The 14,179-nt window shown below is 71.8% G+C and carries 14 protein-coding genes; 6 read left to right on the top strand and 8 right to left on the bottom strand.

Annotation, left to right across the window (positions count from 1 at the left end; translation table 11 throughout):
- Positions 1-15 precede the first annotated feature (15 nt).
- Complete coding sequence (locus tag IEY12_RS07370; protein ID WP_188881711.1) at positions 16-879, top strand: cell division protein CdpA domain-containing protein; 864 nt, start codon at positions 16-18, stop codon at positions 877-879.
- A 57-nt stretch (positions 880-936) separates the two neighbouring features.
- A complete protein-coding gene (locus IEY12_RS07365) occupies positions 937-1,155 on the top strand; it encodes a hypothetical protein (RefSeq protein ID WP_188881709.1) in 219 nt (72 codons plus the stop codon).
- On the opposite strand, the gene IEY12_RS07360 is transcribed toward IEY12_RS07365, so the two are convergent.
- The 3 genes from IEY12_RS07360 to IEY12_RS07350 are packed head-to-tail and all read right to left on the bottom strand — an operon-like array spanning position 1,152 to position 3,826.
- Positions 1,152-1,604 (bottom strand): Mut7-C RNAse domain-containing protein, encoded by a 453-nt coding sequence (locus tag IEY12_RS07360; protein ID WP_188881705.1) that lies wholly within the window; start codon positions 1,602-1,604, stop codon positions 1,152-1,154. The genes IEY12_RS07365 and IEY12_RS07360 overlap by 4 nt on opposite strands.
- Complete coding sequence (gene polX, locus IEY12_RS07355; protein ID WP_188881703.1) at positions 1,604-3,355, bottom strand: DNA polymerase/3'-5' exonuclease PolX; 1,752 nt, start codon at positions 3,353-3,355, stop codon at positions 1,604-1,606. Before polX ends, IEY12_RS07360 begins: the two co-directional genes overlap by 1 nt.
- A 3-nt stretch (positions 3,356-3,358) precedes the next feature.
- A complete protein-coding gene (locus IEY12_RS07350; RefSeq protein WP_188881702.1) occupies positions 3,359-3,826 on the bottom strand; it encodes a DUF5788 family protein in 468 nt (155 codons plus the stop codon).
- A 94-nt stretch (positions 3,827-3,920) separates the two neighbouring features.
- Here IEY12_RS07350 and IEY12_RS07345 point away from each other — a divergent pair, with 94 nt between their 5' ends.
- From IEY12_RS07345 to IEY12_RS07330, 4 genes are read left to right on the top strand one after another with little or no spacing between them, the layout of a single operon-like run.
- Positions 3,921-4,814, top strand: coding sequence for a rhomboid family intramembrane serine protease (locus IEY12_RS07345; protein ID WP_188881700.1), 894 nt, complete (start codon positions 3,921-3,923; stop codon positions 4,812-4,814).
- Positions 4,815-5,618 carry an endonuclease V gene (locus tag IEY12_RS07340; RefSeq protein WP_188881684.1) on the top strand — a complete coding sequence of 268 codons (804 nt, stop codon included), beginning with the start codon at positions 4,815-4,817 and terminating at the stop codon, positions 5,616-5,618. It begins immediately after the preceding gene.
- Between the two features lie 55 nt (positions 5,619-5,673).
- The gene (locus tag IEY12_RS07335) at positions 5,674-6,495 is read left to right on the top strand and encodes an SDR family oxidoreductase (protein ID WP_188881682.1); all 822 of its coding nucleotides are present in this window, start codon (positions 5,674-5,676) and stop codon (positions 6,493-6,495) included.
- Position 6,496: 1 nt separating this feature from the next.
- A complete protein-coding gene (locus IEY12_RS07330) occupies positions 6,497-7,852 on the top strand; it encodes a glycerate kinase type-2 family protein (protein ID WP_188881679.1) in 1,356 nt (451 codons plus the stop codon).
- On the opposite strand, the gene IEY12_RS07325 is transcribed toward IEY12_RS07330, so the two are convergent.
- The 5 genes from IEY12_RS07325 to IEY12_RS07305 all read right to left on the bottom strand — a co-directional run bounded on the left by IEY12_RS07325 (position 7,825) and on the right by IEY12_RS07305 (position 14,053).
- Positions 7,825-9,075: an inorganic phosphate transporter gene (locus IEY12_RS07325; RefSeq protein WP_188881677.1), complete on the bottom strand. Its 1,251-nt coding sequence runs from the start codon at positions 9,073-9,075 to the stop codon at positions 7,825-7,827. The genes IEY12_RS07330 and IEY12_RS07325 overlap by 28 nt on opposite strands.
- Before the next feature lie 86 nt (positions 9,076-9,161).
- Entirely contained in the window at positions 9,162-10,217 is a 1,056-nt protein-coding gene (locus tag IEY12_RS07320; RefSeq protein WP_188881669.1) for an ArsA family ATPase, read from the bottom strand.
- A gap of 425 nt (positions 10,218-10,642) precedes the next feature.
- Positions 10,643-11,740: a pyridoxal phosphate-dependent aminotransferase gene (locus IEY12_RS07315; protein ID WP_188881664.1), complete on the bottom strand. Its 1,098-nt coding sequence runs from the start codon at positions 11,738-11,740 to the stop codon at positions 10,643-10,645.
- Between the two features lie 37 nt (positions 11,741-11,777).
- Positions 11,778-13,040: a digeranylgeranylglycerophospholipid reductase gene (locus IEY12_RS07310; protein WP_188881654.1), complete on the bottom strand. Its 1,263-nt coding sequence runs from the start codon at positions 13,038-13,040 to the stop codon at positions 11,778-11,780.
- A gap of 116 nt (positions 13,041-13,156) precedes the next feature.
- Positions 13,157-14,053, bottom strand: coding sequence for a hypothetical protein (locus IEY12_RS07305; RefSeq protein ID WP_188881643.1), 897 nt, complete (start codon positions 14,051-14,053; stop codon positions 13,157-13,159).
- Between the last annotated feature and the right edge of the window lie 126 nt (positions 14,054-14,179).

Raw genomic sequence — 14,179 nt, 5'->3', positions numbered from 1 at the left:
CGCGTATGTGCGCCCATGACCAGCCTCGCGGACGCGTACGAACGAGACGCCAACGGCGCGAGTCAGCGCCGCGTCTACGCCGGCACGGCGCTGTTCGCGGCCGGCGCGCTACTCGTCGTCGGCGGGCTCCTCGCGGGGACGACCCACCTCGTCATGGGTGCGAACCCGTCGACCGCCGCGAAGTTCGGCGCGCGCCGCCTCGCGCTCACGCTCGTCTGCTTCGGCGTGCCGGCGATCCTCCTCGGCGTCTTCACCGTCCTCCCGGCGGCCCGCCTCTACCGGGTCGCCGCCGTCGGTGGCGCCGCGCTCGCGGCCGTCGGCACGCTCGTCCTCCGCGCGGCCTACCCCGGTCAGTGGTACGCGAGCGGCGCGAGCGTCCCCTCGACCATCGTCGTCGCGGGCGGCGTCGTCTACGCGCTCGGCCTGCTCACGACGCTCTGGTGTCTGTTCACCGCCGTCGCGACGTTCAAGACCCGTAACGCCCCCGGCGGTACCGTCTCGATGACGGTCACGCGCGACGGCGAGACCCGCACCGTCGAGGTGCCGCGCGAGGACCTCGACGACGCGCGCGCCGCGCTCTCCGGCGGCTCCTTCGGCGGCGTCGGCGTCCTCGGCGGCTCGACGGACGTCGAGGACACCTCCCCGCAGCCGACCTCCGACGGCGGGCAGGCGGCGACGGACGTCCGCGACCCCGGCACCGCCGAGTCGGACTCGAACGCGAGCGGCACCGATTCGGGTCCCGACCAGTACTGCGGGAGTTGTGCGCACTTCGACTACGTCCGCACGGACGACGACGCCATCCGGCCCTACTGTGGCTTCCACGACGAACTGATGGACGACATGGACGCCTGCGAGCAGTGGACGCGCAACGACGCGTGATACCGACACCGAGCCGTCACCGCCGACGACGCGCTGCTCCCCTCCGAGACCCACCAGATGGTCAGTAAATCGACGCGTGACGGGCTCGCGATGCTCGCGCTGACGGACGTCCGGCTCCGCCTCGCGCTCGCCGCCGGCGCATTCACCGGCCTCGCCGCCCTCGCTCTCCTCGCCACGCTCGACTACAGGGGACGCGCCGCGGTCGCGTTCATCGCTCTCTCGGGTGCTGCCGGCGCGCTCGCCGTCTGGCGTGTGATCCCCGGACCGGGCGACTAGAGTCCGGTCAGTCGCGTCTCCACGTCGTCCCAGTGACTCCCCTTCCAGTAGCGCTGGCCGCAGTTCGTACAGACCCACACCGCCTCGGCGTCGTTCGGGACGTACTCGGGGTGTGGCGGGTCCGCGCGCTCCAGCGGCCCGTTACAGCTCGCGCACCGACGCGGCTCCGCGGGAAGCGCGAGCTCGAACCCCGCGTCGGCGAGTTCGCGCAGTTGGTCGTCGACGTGTCGGGTGCGCAGCAGGACGCTCGCCGCGGTTCGGCGCGCGAGCTCCTCGTCGCGCGTGAGGAGGACGCGGCCCTCGCGGCGCGCGAGTTCGCGGAGGCGCTCGTCGTCCTCGACCCCCCTGTCGAGCGCGTACGCGGCGTCGTAGCCGCACATCCGGAGGAGGCGTGCGAGCTTGCCGCACATGACGTCCAGCAGGAGCGCGGTGTCCTCGGGCGCGCGCATCAGTGGAGGAACTCGCGCACCTCCCCGATGGGCCACGCGTTCAGGACGTCGTCGGCCTCGGCCCACCCGCGCCGGGCGGTGTGGACGCCGTAGGTGAGGTTGTCGAACTCGGCGGGCGAGTGCGCGTCCGTGTCGACGGCGATGGTCGCGCCCGCCTCGACGGCCGCCTGCACCGCGCTCCCCCAGAGGTCGAGGCGGTGGTAGTTCGCGTTCACCTCGAGCGCCGTGCCGGCGTCGGCGGCGGCCGCCGCGAGCGCGGCGGCGTCGAACTCCATCGCGGGGCGCTGGTTGATGAGGCGCCCCGAGGGGTGGCCGAGGACGTCGACGTGCGGGTGCTCGACGGCCGTGACGAGGCGCTCGGTCCGGTCGCCGCCGTCGTCGCCGAGCCCCGAGTGCGGGGACGCCACCACGAGGTCGAGGTCCGCGAGCACGTCGTCGCTCACGGCCACGACGTCCCCGTCCACGTCGACGTTCGCCTCGACGCCGTGCAGGACGTCGATGTCGGCGTCGTCGCGCACGGCCGCGACGCGCTCGGCCTGCTCGCGGAGCTCCGCGTCGCTCAACCCGGAGTCGCCGAAGACGCCGGGGCCGTCCGCGTGGTCGGTTATGCAGACGTAGTCGTGGCCGAACTCGGCGGCGGCCGCCACCATCTCCGCGAGGGAGGCGTCGCCGTCCGACCGCTCCGTGTGCGTGTGCAGGTCGCCCCGGACGTCGTCGAGGGTGAGGAGCTCGGGGAGCGCGCCCTCGCGCGCGGCGTCGATTTCGCCGCGGTCCTCGCGGAGCTCCGGCGGGATGTACGGCAGGCCGAGCGCGTCGTAGACGTCGCTCTCCGACTCGGCGGCGAGGCGCTCGCCGACGCGCTGACCGGACGCGTCCTCGGGCACGTCGCTCACGTCGAAGACGCCGTACTCGTTCACCTTCTTCCCCTGCTCGATGGCGTGGTTGCGGAGCGTGACGTTGTGGTCCTTCGACCCCGTGAAGTACTGGAGCGCGGCGCCGAACTCCTCGGGGACGACGACGCGGAGGTCGACGCGCATCCCGCCCGCGCGCACCGACGTCTTCGTCTCGCCCGTCTCGATGGTCTCCTCGGTGCGTTCCCACGCCGCGAGGGACTCGCCGACGGCCTCGCCGGCGTCGCTCGCGACGAGGACGTCCACGTCGCCGTTCGTCTCGCGCCACCGCCGCACGGACCCCGCCGCCTCGACGCGCTCGGCCTCCGCCGCGTCCGCGAGGTAGTCCACGATGTCGTCGGCGAGCGGGCGCGTGTCGCCGAGGAGTTCGCGTTCCTGTGCGCGCCGGACGAACGCGACGTGCTCGAGGATGTTCGCCTCCGTCTTCGCGCCGAACCCCTTCACCTCCTTAATCTCGCCGTTCTCAGCCGCTGATTCGAGGTCGTCGAGCGTCTCGACGCCGAGGGCGTCGTAGAGCTTCCGCACCGTTTTCGGCCCGACGCCCTCGACGCTCGTCAGCTCCGCCATCTCCACGGGAAGGGCCGCGCGGGCGTCCTCGAGCTCCTCGAACGTCCCCGTCTCGAGGTAGTCGACGACGTGCTCGGCGATCCCCTCGCCGACGCCGTCGATCCGCTGGACGGCCTCGGCCCCCTCGTCGGCGAGGGCAGCGACGTCCTCCGGGTAGTCCCGGACGTTCGAGGCGGCGCGCCGGTAGACGTTCGGCCGGTAGTCGTCGCCCTGCGCCTCCAGCAGGTCCGCGTACTCCTCCAGTACGGACGCCACCGCCGCGTTCCGACTCATCGGCTATCGCCCCCGGCCGGCGCTCCCGCCGCGACCGCGGCCGCGCGAGCTCTCGCTCTCGCGACCGAGCGCCTTCTGGAGGAAGTTGTACCAGCGCTTCTGGTCGGCCGTCTCCTTCGCCCGCATCTCGCGCTCGATGTCCGTCGTCGAGCCCAGCGACTCGAGGGCGTTCAGCGCGCGGTCGATGCCGATGATCTCCTCGGCGAGCGTCTCCCCCTCCGCGTAGTCGAGGGCGGCCTCCTCGAGGCGCTCCGCGCGCTCGCGGCGCGCGCGCCGCAGGTTGCGCTTCGCGTCCTCGACCTCCTCGCGGCGCTCCGGTGGAACGGCGTCGACGCGCTTCATCTCGAAGACGAACTCGCGGAGCGGGAACGCCTCGCCGTCGAGTGCCACCTCGTCCGGAATCGTCGCCCCGACCGTCGCCGACTCGCGGCCGATGCGCTCCAAGAGCTGCTTGCGCTCGTACTCCTTCATGCGTGAGTCCTCGCCCGCTGCGGCCTTGTAGCCTGCGCCCGACTCGGCGCGCCCGACCAAAGGCACTAACCCGCCAGCCCACGCACTCCCACCAATGGCGACGTGTGACCGGTGCGGGACACAAGTGGGGATGCCCTACCGCTGTCGGTTCTGCGGGGGGAGCTACTGCGAGGAGCACCGCCTCCCGGAGAGCCACGACTGCCCCGGCCTCGAGGAGTGGAACGACCCCTCGGGCGTCTTCGGGGAGTACGAGGAGGAGGAGCGCTCGCGCGTCGACCGCGCCGTCGACGCCGTGAGCGCGACCGGCGGGCCGCTGGGGTATCTCCGCGGGAACGCGACCTACGTCTTCCTCGGGCTGATGGCGCTGACGGCGCTCGCCCAGTACATCGTCGCGCCCCTCTTCGGCGTCGCGGTGAACTCGGGCCCGTGGGTCGACCTCTTCACGCTGAACACGTACAATCTCACGCACGTCTACCCGTGGTTCGTCTCCATCTTCGCGCACGGCGGCTTCGGCCACCTCCTGTTCAACGGCATCGCGCTCTACTTCTTCGGGCCGCCGGTCGAGCGCCGCATGGGCTCCGCGAAGTTCGCCGTGCTCTTCGTCGGCGCGGGCGTCCTCGCCGGCCTCGCACAGGTGCTCACCGCGGCCGCGCTCGGCGACGTCGCGGCCGTCTACGGCGCGAGCGGCGCGATCATGGCCGTCATGGGCGTCCTCACCGTGCTCAACCCCGGCCTTCGGGTCTACCTCTACTTCGTCATCCCGATGCCGCTCTGGGTTCTCACGCTCGGCTTCGCCACCTACTCGCTCTTCGTCACCGGCTTCTTCGGGCCGGGGAGCGGCGGCGTCGCCCAGGTCGCGCACCTCGCCGGCCTCGGTGTCGGCCTCCTCTACGGCGCCTACCTGAAGTCCCGGGGCGGTCGCGGGCCGAACCAGCTCCAGCTCGGCGGCGGCCGGCGCGGTCCCGGCGGCGGCCGGGGGCCGTTCTAGATGGAGCTCTCCGCCCCCGAGTTCCTCCCGGACCCGTCGCTCTCCGCCGCCGAGATGGAGGCGATGCAGCGCGACATCGCCGAGACCGCCGTCTTCGACGACGACCACGGCCTCGACCCGTCGGCGCTCGCGCTCGCCGACTCCATCAACGCCGCCGACGACGCGCAGGCGACGCTCGACGGTGACGGTCCCGTCGTCGTCGGCGTCGACCAGGCCTTCCGCGAGGACGACGCCGTCTCGGCGGCCGTCGCAATCCGGGACGGAGCCGTCGTCGAGCGCGCGTACGGCGCCGCCGACCTCGAAATCCCCTACATCCCCGGCCTCCTCGCGTTCCGCGAGGGGAGCGCCATCGTCGACGCGCTCCAGTCGCTCGCCGTCGACCCCGACCTCCTCGTTCTCGACGGGAGCGGGCGCATCCACTACCGGGAGGCCGGCCTCGCGACGCACGTCGGCGTCCTCTTCGACGCGCCCGCCGTCGGCGTCGCGAAGAACCTCCTCTGCGGGACACCCGTTGAGGACGTCGAGGACCGGCATCTCGCGGCGGGCGAGCGCGTCGCCATCGAGGCCGACGACGAGGTGGAGACCTGCGCGAACGGGACGACCATCGGCCACTACTACCAGTCGAAGCAGTACGACACCCCCGAGCGGCGCCACGTCAACCCGCTCGTCGTCAGCCCCGGCCACCGCGTGGGCGCCGAGACGACCGTCGAGTTCGTCGCCGCGACCTGCGCGGGCTACAAACTCCCGGAGCCCACGCGGCACGCGGACGCGCTCGTCGGCGAGCGGGCGCGCGGCGAGCGCTGAACGCGGGTCCGCGAAACGGCCATCCTTAACTCGGCGCCGCGCGACGCCTTCGAGTATGACGAGTGAGACGGTTCTCATCACGGGCGCGTCCTCGGGTATCGGCCACGCGACCGCCGAGGCGTTCCTCGACGCGGAGTGGTCGGTGTGGGCGACCGCGCGCGACGAATCGGACCTCCGGGAGCTCCGCGAGGCCGGCTGTACGACTGCCGAACTCGACGTGACGCGGCCCGCGCAGTGTCGCGACGTCGTCGAGGAACTCCTCACGGTAGAGGGCCGCCTCGACTGCCTCGTGAACAACGCGGGCTACGGACAGATGGGCGCCGTCGAGGACGTGACGACGCGCCGACTGAACAAGCAGTTCGACGTGAACGTCTACGGGCCGCATCGGCTGATCCGCGCCGCCCTCCCGCACATGCGCGAGCGCGGTGAGGGGACGATAATCAACCTCTCCAGTGTCTCCGGGCGCGTCAGCACGCCCGGCATGGGCATCTACTCGGCCTCGAAGTTCGCGCTCGAGGGCCTGAGCGACGCGCTCCGCGGTGAGCTGAAACCGCACGGCATCGACGTCGCGCTCGTCGAACCCGGTCCCGTCGAGACGGCGTTCTCCGCGCGCGCCGCCGACGAGCTCGAACCCGTCGAGGCCTCCGGCGCCTACGACCGCGTCTATCGCTTCTTCGAGGACTTCGACGCCGTCTCCGGCGGCTTCGCGTCCAGCCAGCCCGAGGACGTCGCCGCCGTCGTCCTCGAGGCCGCGAGCACGACCGACCCCGACCCGCGCTACCCCGTCGGCCCGGCGGCGCGCGCGATGCTCCTCGCGCGCTACGCCCCCGACCGAATCCGGGACCGCGTCGTCGACCTGCTCTACAAACTCGCCTGAGATGACGTCCGGGACCTCCGACGACGCCGACGCCGCACGCGACCGACGCGCGCTCGCTCGCGAGTGCGCCACCGCCGGCATCGACGCCGCGCACCCCGAGAGCGTCATCCGTGACGCCGTCTCCCTTGCGGGCGAGACGCTCCGTATCGGCGACGCGACGTTCGACCTCACCGACTACGAGTCGGTCGTGGTGCTCGGCGGCGGGAACGCCGCCTCGCAGGTCGCCGCCGCGCTCGAAGGCGTCCTCGGCGAGCGCCTCGACGGCGGCATCGTCGTCACCGACGACCCCGCCGAGACCGAGCGCGTCGCGGTGGTGCGCGGGGACCACCCCACGCCGAGCGAACGCGGTGTCGACGCCACGCGCCGCCTCCTCGACGAGGCCGACGGTCTCGACGACTCGACGCTCGTCCTCGCCGCGATAACGGGGGGCGCGAGCGCGCTCCTCGCCGCGCCCGCCGGTGACCTCACGCTCGCCGACCTCCGCGCGACGACGGACGCCCTGCTCGCGAGCGGCGCGACCATCGACGAACTGAACGCCGTCCGCAAACACCTCTCCGAACTCAAGGGCGGCCGCCTCGCCGCGCGCCTCGCGCCAGCGCGCGTCGTCACCCTCCTCTTCAGCGACGTCGTCGGCAACGACCCGTCGGTCATCGGGAGCGGCCCCACCGTCCCCGACCCGACGACGTACGCGGACGCGCTCGACGTCATCGAGGCGTACGCGCTCGACGTCCCGGACGCCGTCCGCACCCACCTCGAACGCGGCGCCGCCGGCGAGCACGCGGAGACGCCGACGGCGGGTGCTGCCGCCTTCGACTCGGTCTCGACGCACCTCCTCGCGGACAACCGCACCGCCGTCGACGCCGCCGCCGCCGTCGCCGAGGACGCCGGCTACGACGCCCTCGTGCTCTCCACGAGCGTGCGCGGGGAGGCCCGCGAGGCCGCGAAGACGCACGCCGCCGTCGCCGAGGAGGCCATCGCGAGCGGCGCCCCTCTCAGTCCGCCCTGCGTCGTCCTCTCCGGCGGCGAGTGCACCGTTACCGTTCGCGGCGACGGCGAGGGCGGCCCGAACCTCGAGTTCGCGCTCTCGGCCGCGCTCGAACTCCCGCCGGGGAGCGCGCTCTGCGCCGTCGACACGGACGGCATCGACGGCGCGACACACGCCGCGGGCGCCGTCGTCGACTCGGGGACGGTCACCGACCGCCGCGAGGCGCGCCGCGCGCTCCGCGTGAACGACGCGCTCCCCGCCCTCGACGCGCGCGGCGCGCTCGTGGAGACGGGCGCGACCGGGACGAACGTGAACGACCTCCGCGTGCTCGTCGTCGATGACTCTCAGAGCACGAAGCGGAACAGCGGGTAGGAACCGAGGACGGCGAGCGTCGGCGTGAGAACCCACAGGAACACGATTCGCTTGGCCGCGTTCGGATCGAAGAGCCCGTCGCGGTCCAGCTCCGCGGGGTCCGCCTCTCCGATGTCCGGGACGTCGGGCACCGACTCGGCGGGCGGCTCCACCGTCGCCTCGCCGCTCGCGATGTCGCCGACCGTCGCGCTCGTCGGGACGTCCGCGTCGCGCGAGGCGGCGAGCGCGCCGGTCGTTATCTCGATGTCGGGCTCGCCTCGGGGCGTGGGCGCCGCGAGCTCGGCGACGGTCGCCGCCCGACTCGCGCGACCCCACCCGAGGCCGATGATGCAGCAGGTGGTGCTCACCGCCAGACTCGCCGGGATGCCCAGCGCCGACAGCCCGGTGATGATGGTCGCGCCGACGACGGAGACGACGAGCGCCGCCAGTATCGGGAGTTCGGTGATGTCGTCGCCGACCGTCTCGAGCGTCCGGCGCGCGATGGTGAACCCGCCGAGACTGAACGCGAAGACCGCGAGGAGCACGCCTTGGTCGACGGTCAGCGGACCGCCCGCGGCGACGAGCGGCGCGACGGCGTTCGCGGCGTTCGAGGCGCCCGCCGAGAACGCCATGTAGCACGCGATGGCCACGACGGCGAGCGACCCGCCGATGTCGCGCAGCGACGCGTCGTCGTTGAACCGCAGTCGGGGGACGCCCCCCGTCCGCTCGACGCGTATCAGGTGCGAGTCGAAGCGGGTGAAGGCGATGCGCCGGTCGAGGTGGGGGTAGAGGTAGCGGCCGACGAGCGCGCCGACGGCGAACGCCACGAGCGGCGCGACGATCCACGCCGAGACGATGGTGAACATCAGCGCCTCGTTGAGCGTTCCCGTGGCGAGGCCGAGACCGACGATGGCGCCGACCGCCGTCATCGACGTGGAGGCGGGGACGCCGTAGAGGTTCGAGACGAGCAGCGACGCGCCGGTGAAGAAGAGGACGCCGACGCTCGCGACGGGCGTGAACTGCACGGCCGGCACGATGCCGCCGCTCATCGTCTCGATGACGGTCCGCCCCACCGTCCACGCGCCCACGAGCGCGAACACCGTGAACAGCGCCGCCGCGGTCGGTTTGCGAACGAGGCGGCTGCCGACGGACGGCCCGAACGCGACGCCCGTCGAGGAACCGCCGATGTTGAACCCGACGAAGACCGCGACGAGGATGCCGACAGCGGCGAGGAGCGTTATCACGGCTGCCCCCTATCGCTCGGCCACGTAAAGCGGTGTCCCACGCCGGCGTGCGCCCGCCGCCGCGTCCCCGGGCCAGTCCGGCGCGCTCAGCTCAGACACGCGCCGACGACGCGCAGCGCGCTCTCGCCGCGCACCTCCTCGGCGAGCAGGGGGACGCGCTTCACGTCGTGGCCGCGAAAGAGCTCTTGGGCCTCCGCGAGCGCGTCCTGCTGGACGTCCCAGCGGCGCTGGCAGAACTCGCACGCGTCGAGGTTCGGCGAGACGAACGTCTCGTCGGGGATGTCGGGCACGACGTCGACGAGCGGCTCCATCACCTTGTTCACGACGACGGTGCTCACGGGAATCCCGAACTCCTCGAGGCGCGCGCGAAGGCGCTTGGCCTCCATGACGCTCATCTCCTCGGGCACCGTGACGATGCGGAAGTCCGTCCGCGCGGGGTCGGTGAGCACCGCGCGCAGGCGCTCCACGCGCTCGCGGACCTCCTCCATGCCGTCCGCCCCCATCGCGTCCGCTTCGTCGTCGCCGCCGAACATCCCAGTGAGCGAGCCCATCATCCCGCTCATCTTCTCGCGGAACTGCAGCATCCGCCCCATCATCGAGTCCATGAGCTCCGGGAGTTCGAGGAGGCGGAGCGTGTGCCCCGTCGGCGCGGTGTCGACGACGACGCGCTCGAAGCGCTCGTCGTCGAGGTACTCGATGAGGAGCTGCATCGCCGCCGCCTCGTCCGCGCCCGGCATCGGCCCACCGAACGGGTTCGCCGCGCCCTCGTCTCCACCCATAAGCTCGCCGAGGCCGCCCATCGGTCCGCCCGCCGCGCCGTCCTCGCCACCGAACCCGAGCGCGCTCGCGCGCTCCATCGCCTCGTCCGGGTCGATCTCGACGCCCCAGAGCGGGACGTCCTCGCGGAGCCGCCCGGGCTGGCTCGGCACGTCCGTCTCGTACGTATCGGAGAGGCTGTGCGCGGGGTCCGTCGAGACGACGAGCGTCGGCGTCCCCTCGTGGGCGCTCGCCAGTCCCGTCGCCGCCGCCATCGTCGTCTTCCCGACGCCGCCCTTCCCGCCGTAGAGGACGTACTCCGCCGTGTCCGGTGCGACGCCCGCCGCCTCGACGTCCTCGACCGCCTCGACTTCGAGTTCGCTCATAGGTGACAGAGGGGGTTCCTCCGGGGTAGGTCCACCGTCTTTTTCCTCGTCGGGTTTCCTCGGGCCGCCGGCCCTGCGGGAACCACTCCTCGCAAAAACACGGGAGAAAAAGGCCGGTCGCCGAAGGCGACCGATGAAACTCGCGCTTCGCGCGAGCACGCCGGACCGCAGACCGCAGCGCAGACGTTCGATACAGTGGCTGTGCTGAACAATCCATGGTGCAAGCGTTCGGCGACCGAGCGGCTCGGAGAGCCCGGAAGGTCGCCGATTGACTCGCCGAAGGCGAGGCCGAGGAACCCCCGAAGGGGGTGACGACGGCTTTTGTCGTCAGAACGCGGAGCGTTCTGACTGAACGGTAGGAAGCGTTGCTTCCTACAGTGGTCGAGCTTTTGCCAAGGCGCGAAGCGCCTGCAGCAAAAGGTCGTTTAGAAGAACTCGGCGAGGCGCTCGGCGGCGGCGTCGACGCGCGGTGTGACGAGCGCGAAGCGGAGCCACTCGCTGCGGGCGTCGCCGAACGCCTCGCCGGGCATCCCCGCGACGCCGGCCTCGTCGACGAGGCGTTTCACGTTCGCCATCGTCCCCGGGTAGTCGGGGAACTTCGCGAGCACGTAGAAGGCGCCCTCGGGCGTCGAGTACTCCGCGCCGGCCTCGTCGAGGGCGGCCGTAAAGGAGTCGACGCGCTCGCGGAGGCGCTCGCGGTTCGCCTCGTGGTAGTCGGCGTCCGTCGTCTTCAAGGCGTGCAGGACGGCGGCCTGCGCGGGGCGACTCGTCGCGACGTTCGTCAGCATGTTCCGGGTGCGCGCCGCCGGCGCGTCGCGCTTCGGGAGGATCGCGTAGCCGACGCGAAAGCCCGTGATGGCGTACGTCTTCGAGAAGGAGTTGGTGACGACGACGTGCTCGGAGTCGATGGCGAGCGCCGACGTGAACTCGCCGGTGAAGTCGAAGTGGTCGTACACCTCGTCGCTGACGAGGAGCGCGTCGTGCGCCTCGGCGACCGCGGCGAGTTCGCGCAGCGTCTCCTCCCGATAGACGCGGCCGGTCGGGTTGTTCGGCGTGTTCACGACGATGCACGCGGTCTCGTCGCTCGCCGCCGCGCGGACGTCCGCTGGATCGAGCGCGCCCTCCTCGTCCACGGGGACGAAGCGCGTCGTCCCGTCGAGCATCTCTGCCTTCCCCGGGTAGTAAGGGTAGACGGGGTCCGTCAGGAGCACCTCGTCGCCCGACCTGCGTTCGAGCGCGCGCGCCATCCCGAGCGTGTTCGCCATCGCGCCGCCGTTCGTCACGACGACGCGCTCGGTGTCGACGCCGCGCCGCGTCGCGATGCGCTCGCGGAGCTCCCGGAGGCCGTCGCTCGGCGGGTACTGGAACGCCTCGCCGCCCGTCTCCGCGTAGTCGTGGAGGCCCTCGCCGACGCCGTCGGGCGCGCCCCAGTCCGGGTTCCCCGAGACCATGTCGACGACGTCGCGCTCCGCCGCCTCCGCGTACTGCATCACCGTGAAGAACAGCGGCTCCTCGTAGTTCACACGCGAGCGGAGGCGCGCTCGCGCAAAAAGCGACGCGCTAGAGGAAGGGGATGACGTCTTTCAGGCCGACCTTCACGATTTCCGTGTCGTCGCGCACGAAGTCCCGGAGGAGCGAGAGGTCCTCGCGGTGAAGGAGCTTCGCGATGGCGCGCGGGCTCCCGTTGTTCACGTTCGCGAGCGTGTCGAGGTCCATCGTGTTGATGTCGCGCATGAGCCGATCGTAGCGCTCGTTCGGCGCGTAGTAGAGCAGGTGCGTCATGAGGAGGCGGACGCCCGCGTCCGGCGCGACGTCGCGATGCCAGAGCTCGTCGTAGATCGCCATCTCCTCGGCGGACGTGTCCGTCCCCCCGGTGAGACAGCGGTCGGCGGTGACGGCGGCGGCGCGCGCGGACTTCATGCCCTTGTGGATGCCCTCGCCCCAGAGCGGGTCGATGGAGGGGACGGTGTCGCCGATGGCCATGAAACCGTCCGTCGAGAGGCTCCCCGGCGGCTGGATGTGTGCGCTCCCCCGGTGCTGCTTGCCCGCGATTTTCTCCGCGTCCGCGAAGCGGGGGTCGTTGTCCAGCCACTTCTCGAGGAAGCCGTCGATGCTGAGGCCCTCCTTGTTCGAGTGGTACTTCTCGTTCTGGATGTAGCAGAGACCGACCTTCGCGGTGTCGCCGCCCGTGTGGAAGATCCACGAGTAGCCACCGGGGGCGAGGTCGTGGTCGAGGCGGAGCATCATCGCGTCCGTCAGGTCCGCGTAGTCGGGGTGGTCCACCTCGACGCCCTCCATCTCCCACTCGATGCCGATGGCCTGGTTCTCGCGCTCGAGGTCGACGACGCCGAGTTGCTTCGCGAGCGGCGCCGCCGGCCCCGTCGCGTCCACGACGACGTCCGCGCGAACCTCCTCGTCGCCGTTGTAGCGGACGCCGACCACGCTGCCGTTCTCCGTGATGGGCGCGGTCGCGCGCGAGTCGAAGCGGTACTCCGCACCCGCCTCGCGCCCGTCGCGCACGAGGAAGCGCTTGAAGTCCCCGAACTCGAGGACGGCGCCCGGCTGCGTCTGCGCGAAGTGGTCGTTGGGCGACTCGATGACGACGCTGTCCGTGAAGTTCATCACGACGTCGTCGGGGACGCCGAACGCGCCCATCATCGAGGGGAAGGTCCCGGCGGTGGACTTGTTGCTCTGGCGCGGGAAGTCGTCCTCGTTCTCCGTCTCCAAGACGAGGACGTCGTAGTCGCGTTCAGCGAGGTCCCGGGCGCACTGCGCGCCGGCGGGACCTGCCCCGGCGATAACCACGTCGAAGTGGTCAGTCATACACAACCGAACCCACGACGCGCTAATCAGTCTTGCTGAATAGCCGCCTCACCGGCGCTATTCCGACGTTTCTCCGGGGACACTTATCGCCGGTCGTCAGACGCCCGGCGCTCGCGTCAGCCCGACAGTCGCGAGAGCGGTTGCGTCACCGTTACGACCGCCACGCGCCCCTCGACGGTCACCGACTCGAGCGTCGAGCTCTCGCTCCCCTCCGTGCTCGACGACACCCGGTCCCGAATCTCGGACTCGGGAACGCTCGCGTCGTCCTCGAAGCACAGCGCCGCGACCACACGCAGTTCGCCGTCCACGACCGTCATGCTCTGGCCGCGGAACCGCAGGCCTTCGAAGGTCGCGGTCGCGTTCGACCGCACGGGGCGAAGCGTCCGCAGGTGCGCGTCCGCGAGCGGCGCCGCCGTCTCCGCGTACATCGGGACGGCGTCCGCGTAGGAGTCGGCCTCACCGGCGCGCACGTCCGCGACCGTCCGAACGGTGTCGGCGTCCGACGCCGCGATGGCGACGCCGTCCCGCACCCCGAGCACGTTCTCGTTGCCGAGTCGGTGGACGGTGTACGAACCGACCGTCGTCGTCCCCTGCGTCTCCACGGACTCGAAGGACGTCCGGACGTCGGACGCCGCGAACGTCCCCGCGACCGCGAGGAACTGGTCGGTGCCGCTCGCCGCCGCCGCGCGCCCGACGGCCTCGATGCTGCTCGGGTCCGAGACGAGTCGGGTCGCCGCGCTCGCGCCCATGCGGCTCTCGACCACGCTCGTCGCGTCCACGGAGGAGGCGGCCGACCGGAGCGCAGCGACGTCACCGTACTGCGACCGGTAGGGTCCCGACGTGCCGAGCGCGTCCGGCGACGGGAACCACGAGCCCGACTGCTCCTCGCCGCCGTCGCTCCCGCCGGATCCGTCGCCCGAACTACCGCCCGTCGAACAGCCCGCGACGGCGACGCCCGTCACCGCGACGCCGACCCCTCGAAGGACGTCTCGTCGCGTGCTCGTCTCGGTCATCGGACTCCGCCCCCGCGTCGCGTCATCTGTCGTCGCGTCATCGTTCGTCCCGATGGCCGCGCACCATCCGCAAAATAGCTGTGGTTCACCGACCGCAGCGGCGGCGTCACCGCGTCCGGGGGCCGC

It is taken from the genome of Halarchaeum grantii, from assembly GCF_014647455.2.
In the GTDB taxonomy this organism is placed as follows: Archaea; Halobacteriota; Halobacteria; order Halobacteriales; family Halobacteriaceae; genus Halarchaeum; species Halarchaeum grantii.
This window is presented reverse-complemented; position numbering and strand designations above follow the sequence as displayed.

Coding starts and splice junctions, on each gene's coding strand:
- IEY12_RS07360 (WP_188881705.1), bottom strand. CDS start 1,604: ATGCGCGCGCCCGAGGACACCGCGCTCCTGCTGGACGTCATGTGCGGC.
- IEY12_RS07370 (WP_188881711.1), top strand. CDS start 16: ATGACCAGCCTCGCGGACGCGTACGAACGAGACGCCAACGGCGCGAGT.
- polX (WP_188881703.1), bottom strand. CDS start 3,355: ATGAGTCGGAACGCGGCGGTGGCGTCCGTACTGGAGGAGTACGCGGAC.
- IEY12_RS07365 (WP_188881709.1), top strand. CDS start 937: ATGGTCAGTAAATCGACGCGTGACGGGCTCGCGATGCTCGCGCTGACG.
- IEY12_RS07310 (WP_188881654.1), bottom strand. CDS start 13,040: ATGACTGACCACTTCGACGTGGTTATCGCCGGGGCAGGTCCCGCCGGC.
- IEY12_RS07305 (WP_188881643.1), bottom strand. CDS start 14,053: ATGACCGAGACGAGCACGCGACGAGACGTCCTTCGAGGGGTCGGCGTC.
- IEY12_RS07350 (WP_188881702.1), bottom strand. CDS start 3,826: ATGAAGGAGTACGAGCGCAAGCAGCTCTTGGAGCGCATCGGCCGCGAG.
- IEY12_RS07335 (WP_188881682.1), top strand. CDS start 5,674: ATGACGAGTGAGACGGTTCTCATCACGGGCGCGTCCTCGGGTATCGGC.
- IEY12_RS07330 (WP_188881679.1), top strand. CDS start 6,497: ATGACGTCCGGGACCTCCGACGACGCCGACGCCGCACGCGACCGACGC.
- IEY12_RS07320 (WP_188881669.1), bottom strand. CDS start 10,217: ATGAGCGAACTCGAAGTCGAGGCGGTCGAGGACGTCGAGGCGGCGGGC.
- IEY12_RS07340 (WP_188881684.1), top strand. CDS start 4,815: ATGGAGCTCTCCGCCCCCGAGTTCCTCCCGGACCCGTCGCTCTCCGCC.
- IEY12_RS07345 (WP_188881700.1), top strand. CDS start 3,921: ATGGCGACGTGTGACCGGTGCGGGACACAAGTGGGGATGCCCTACCGC.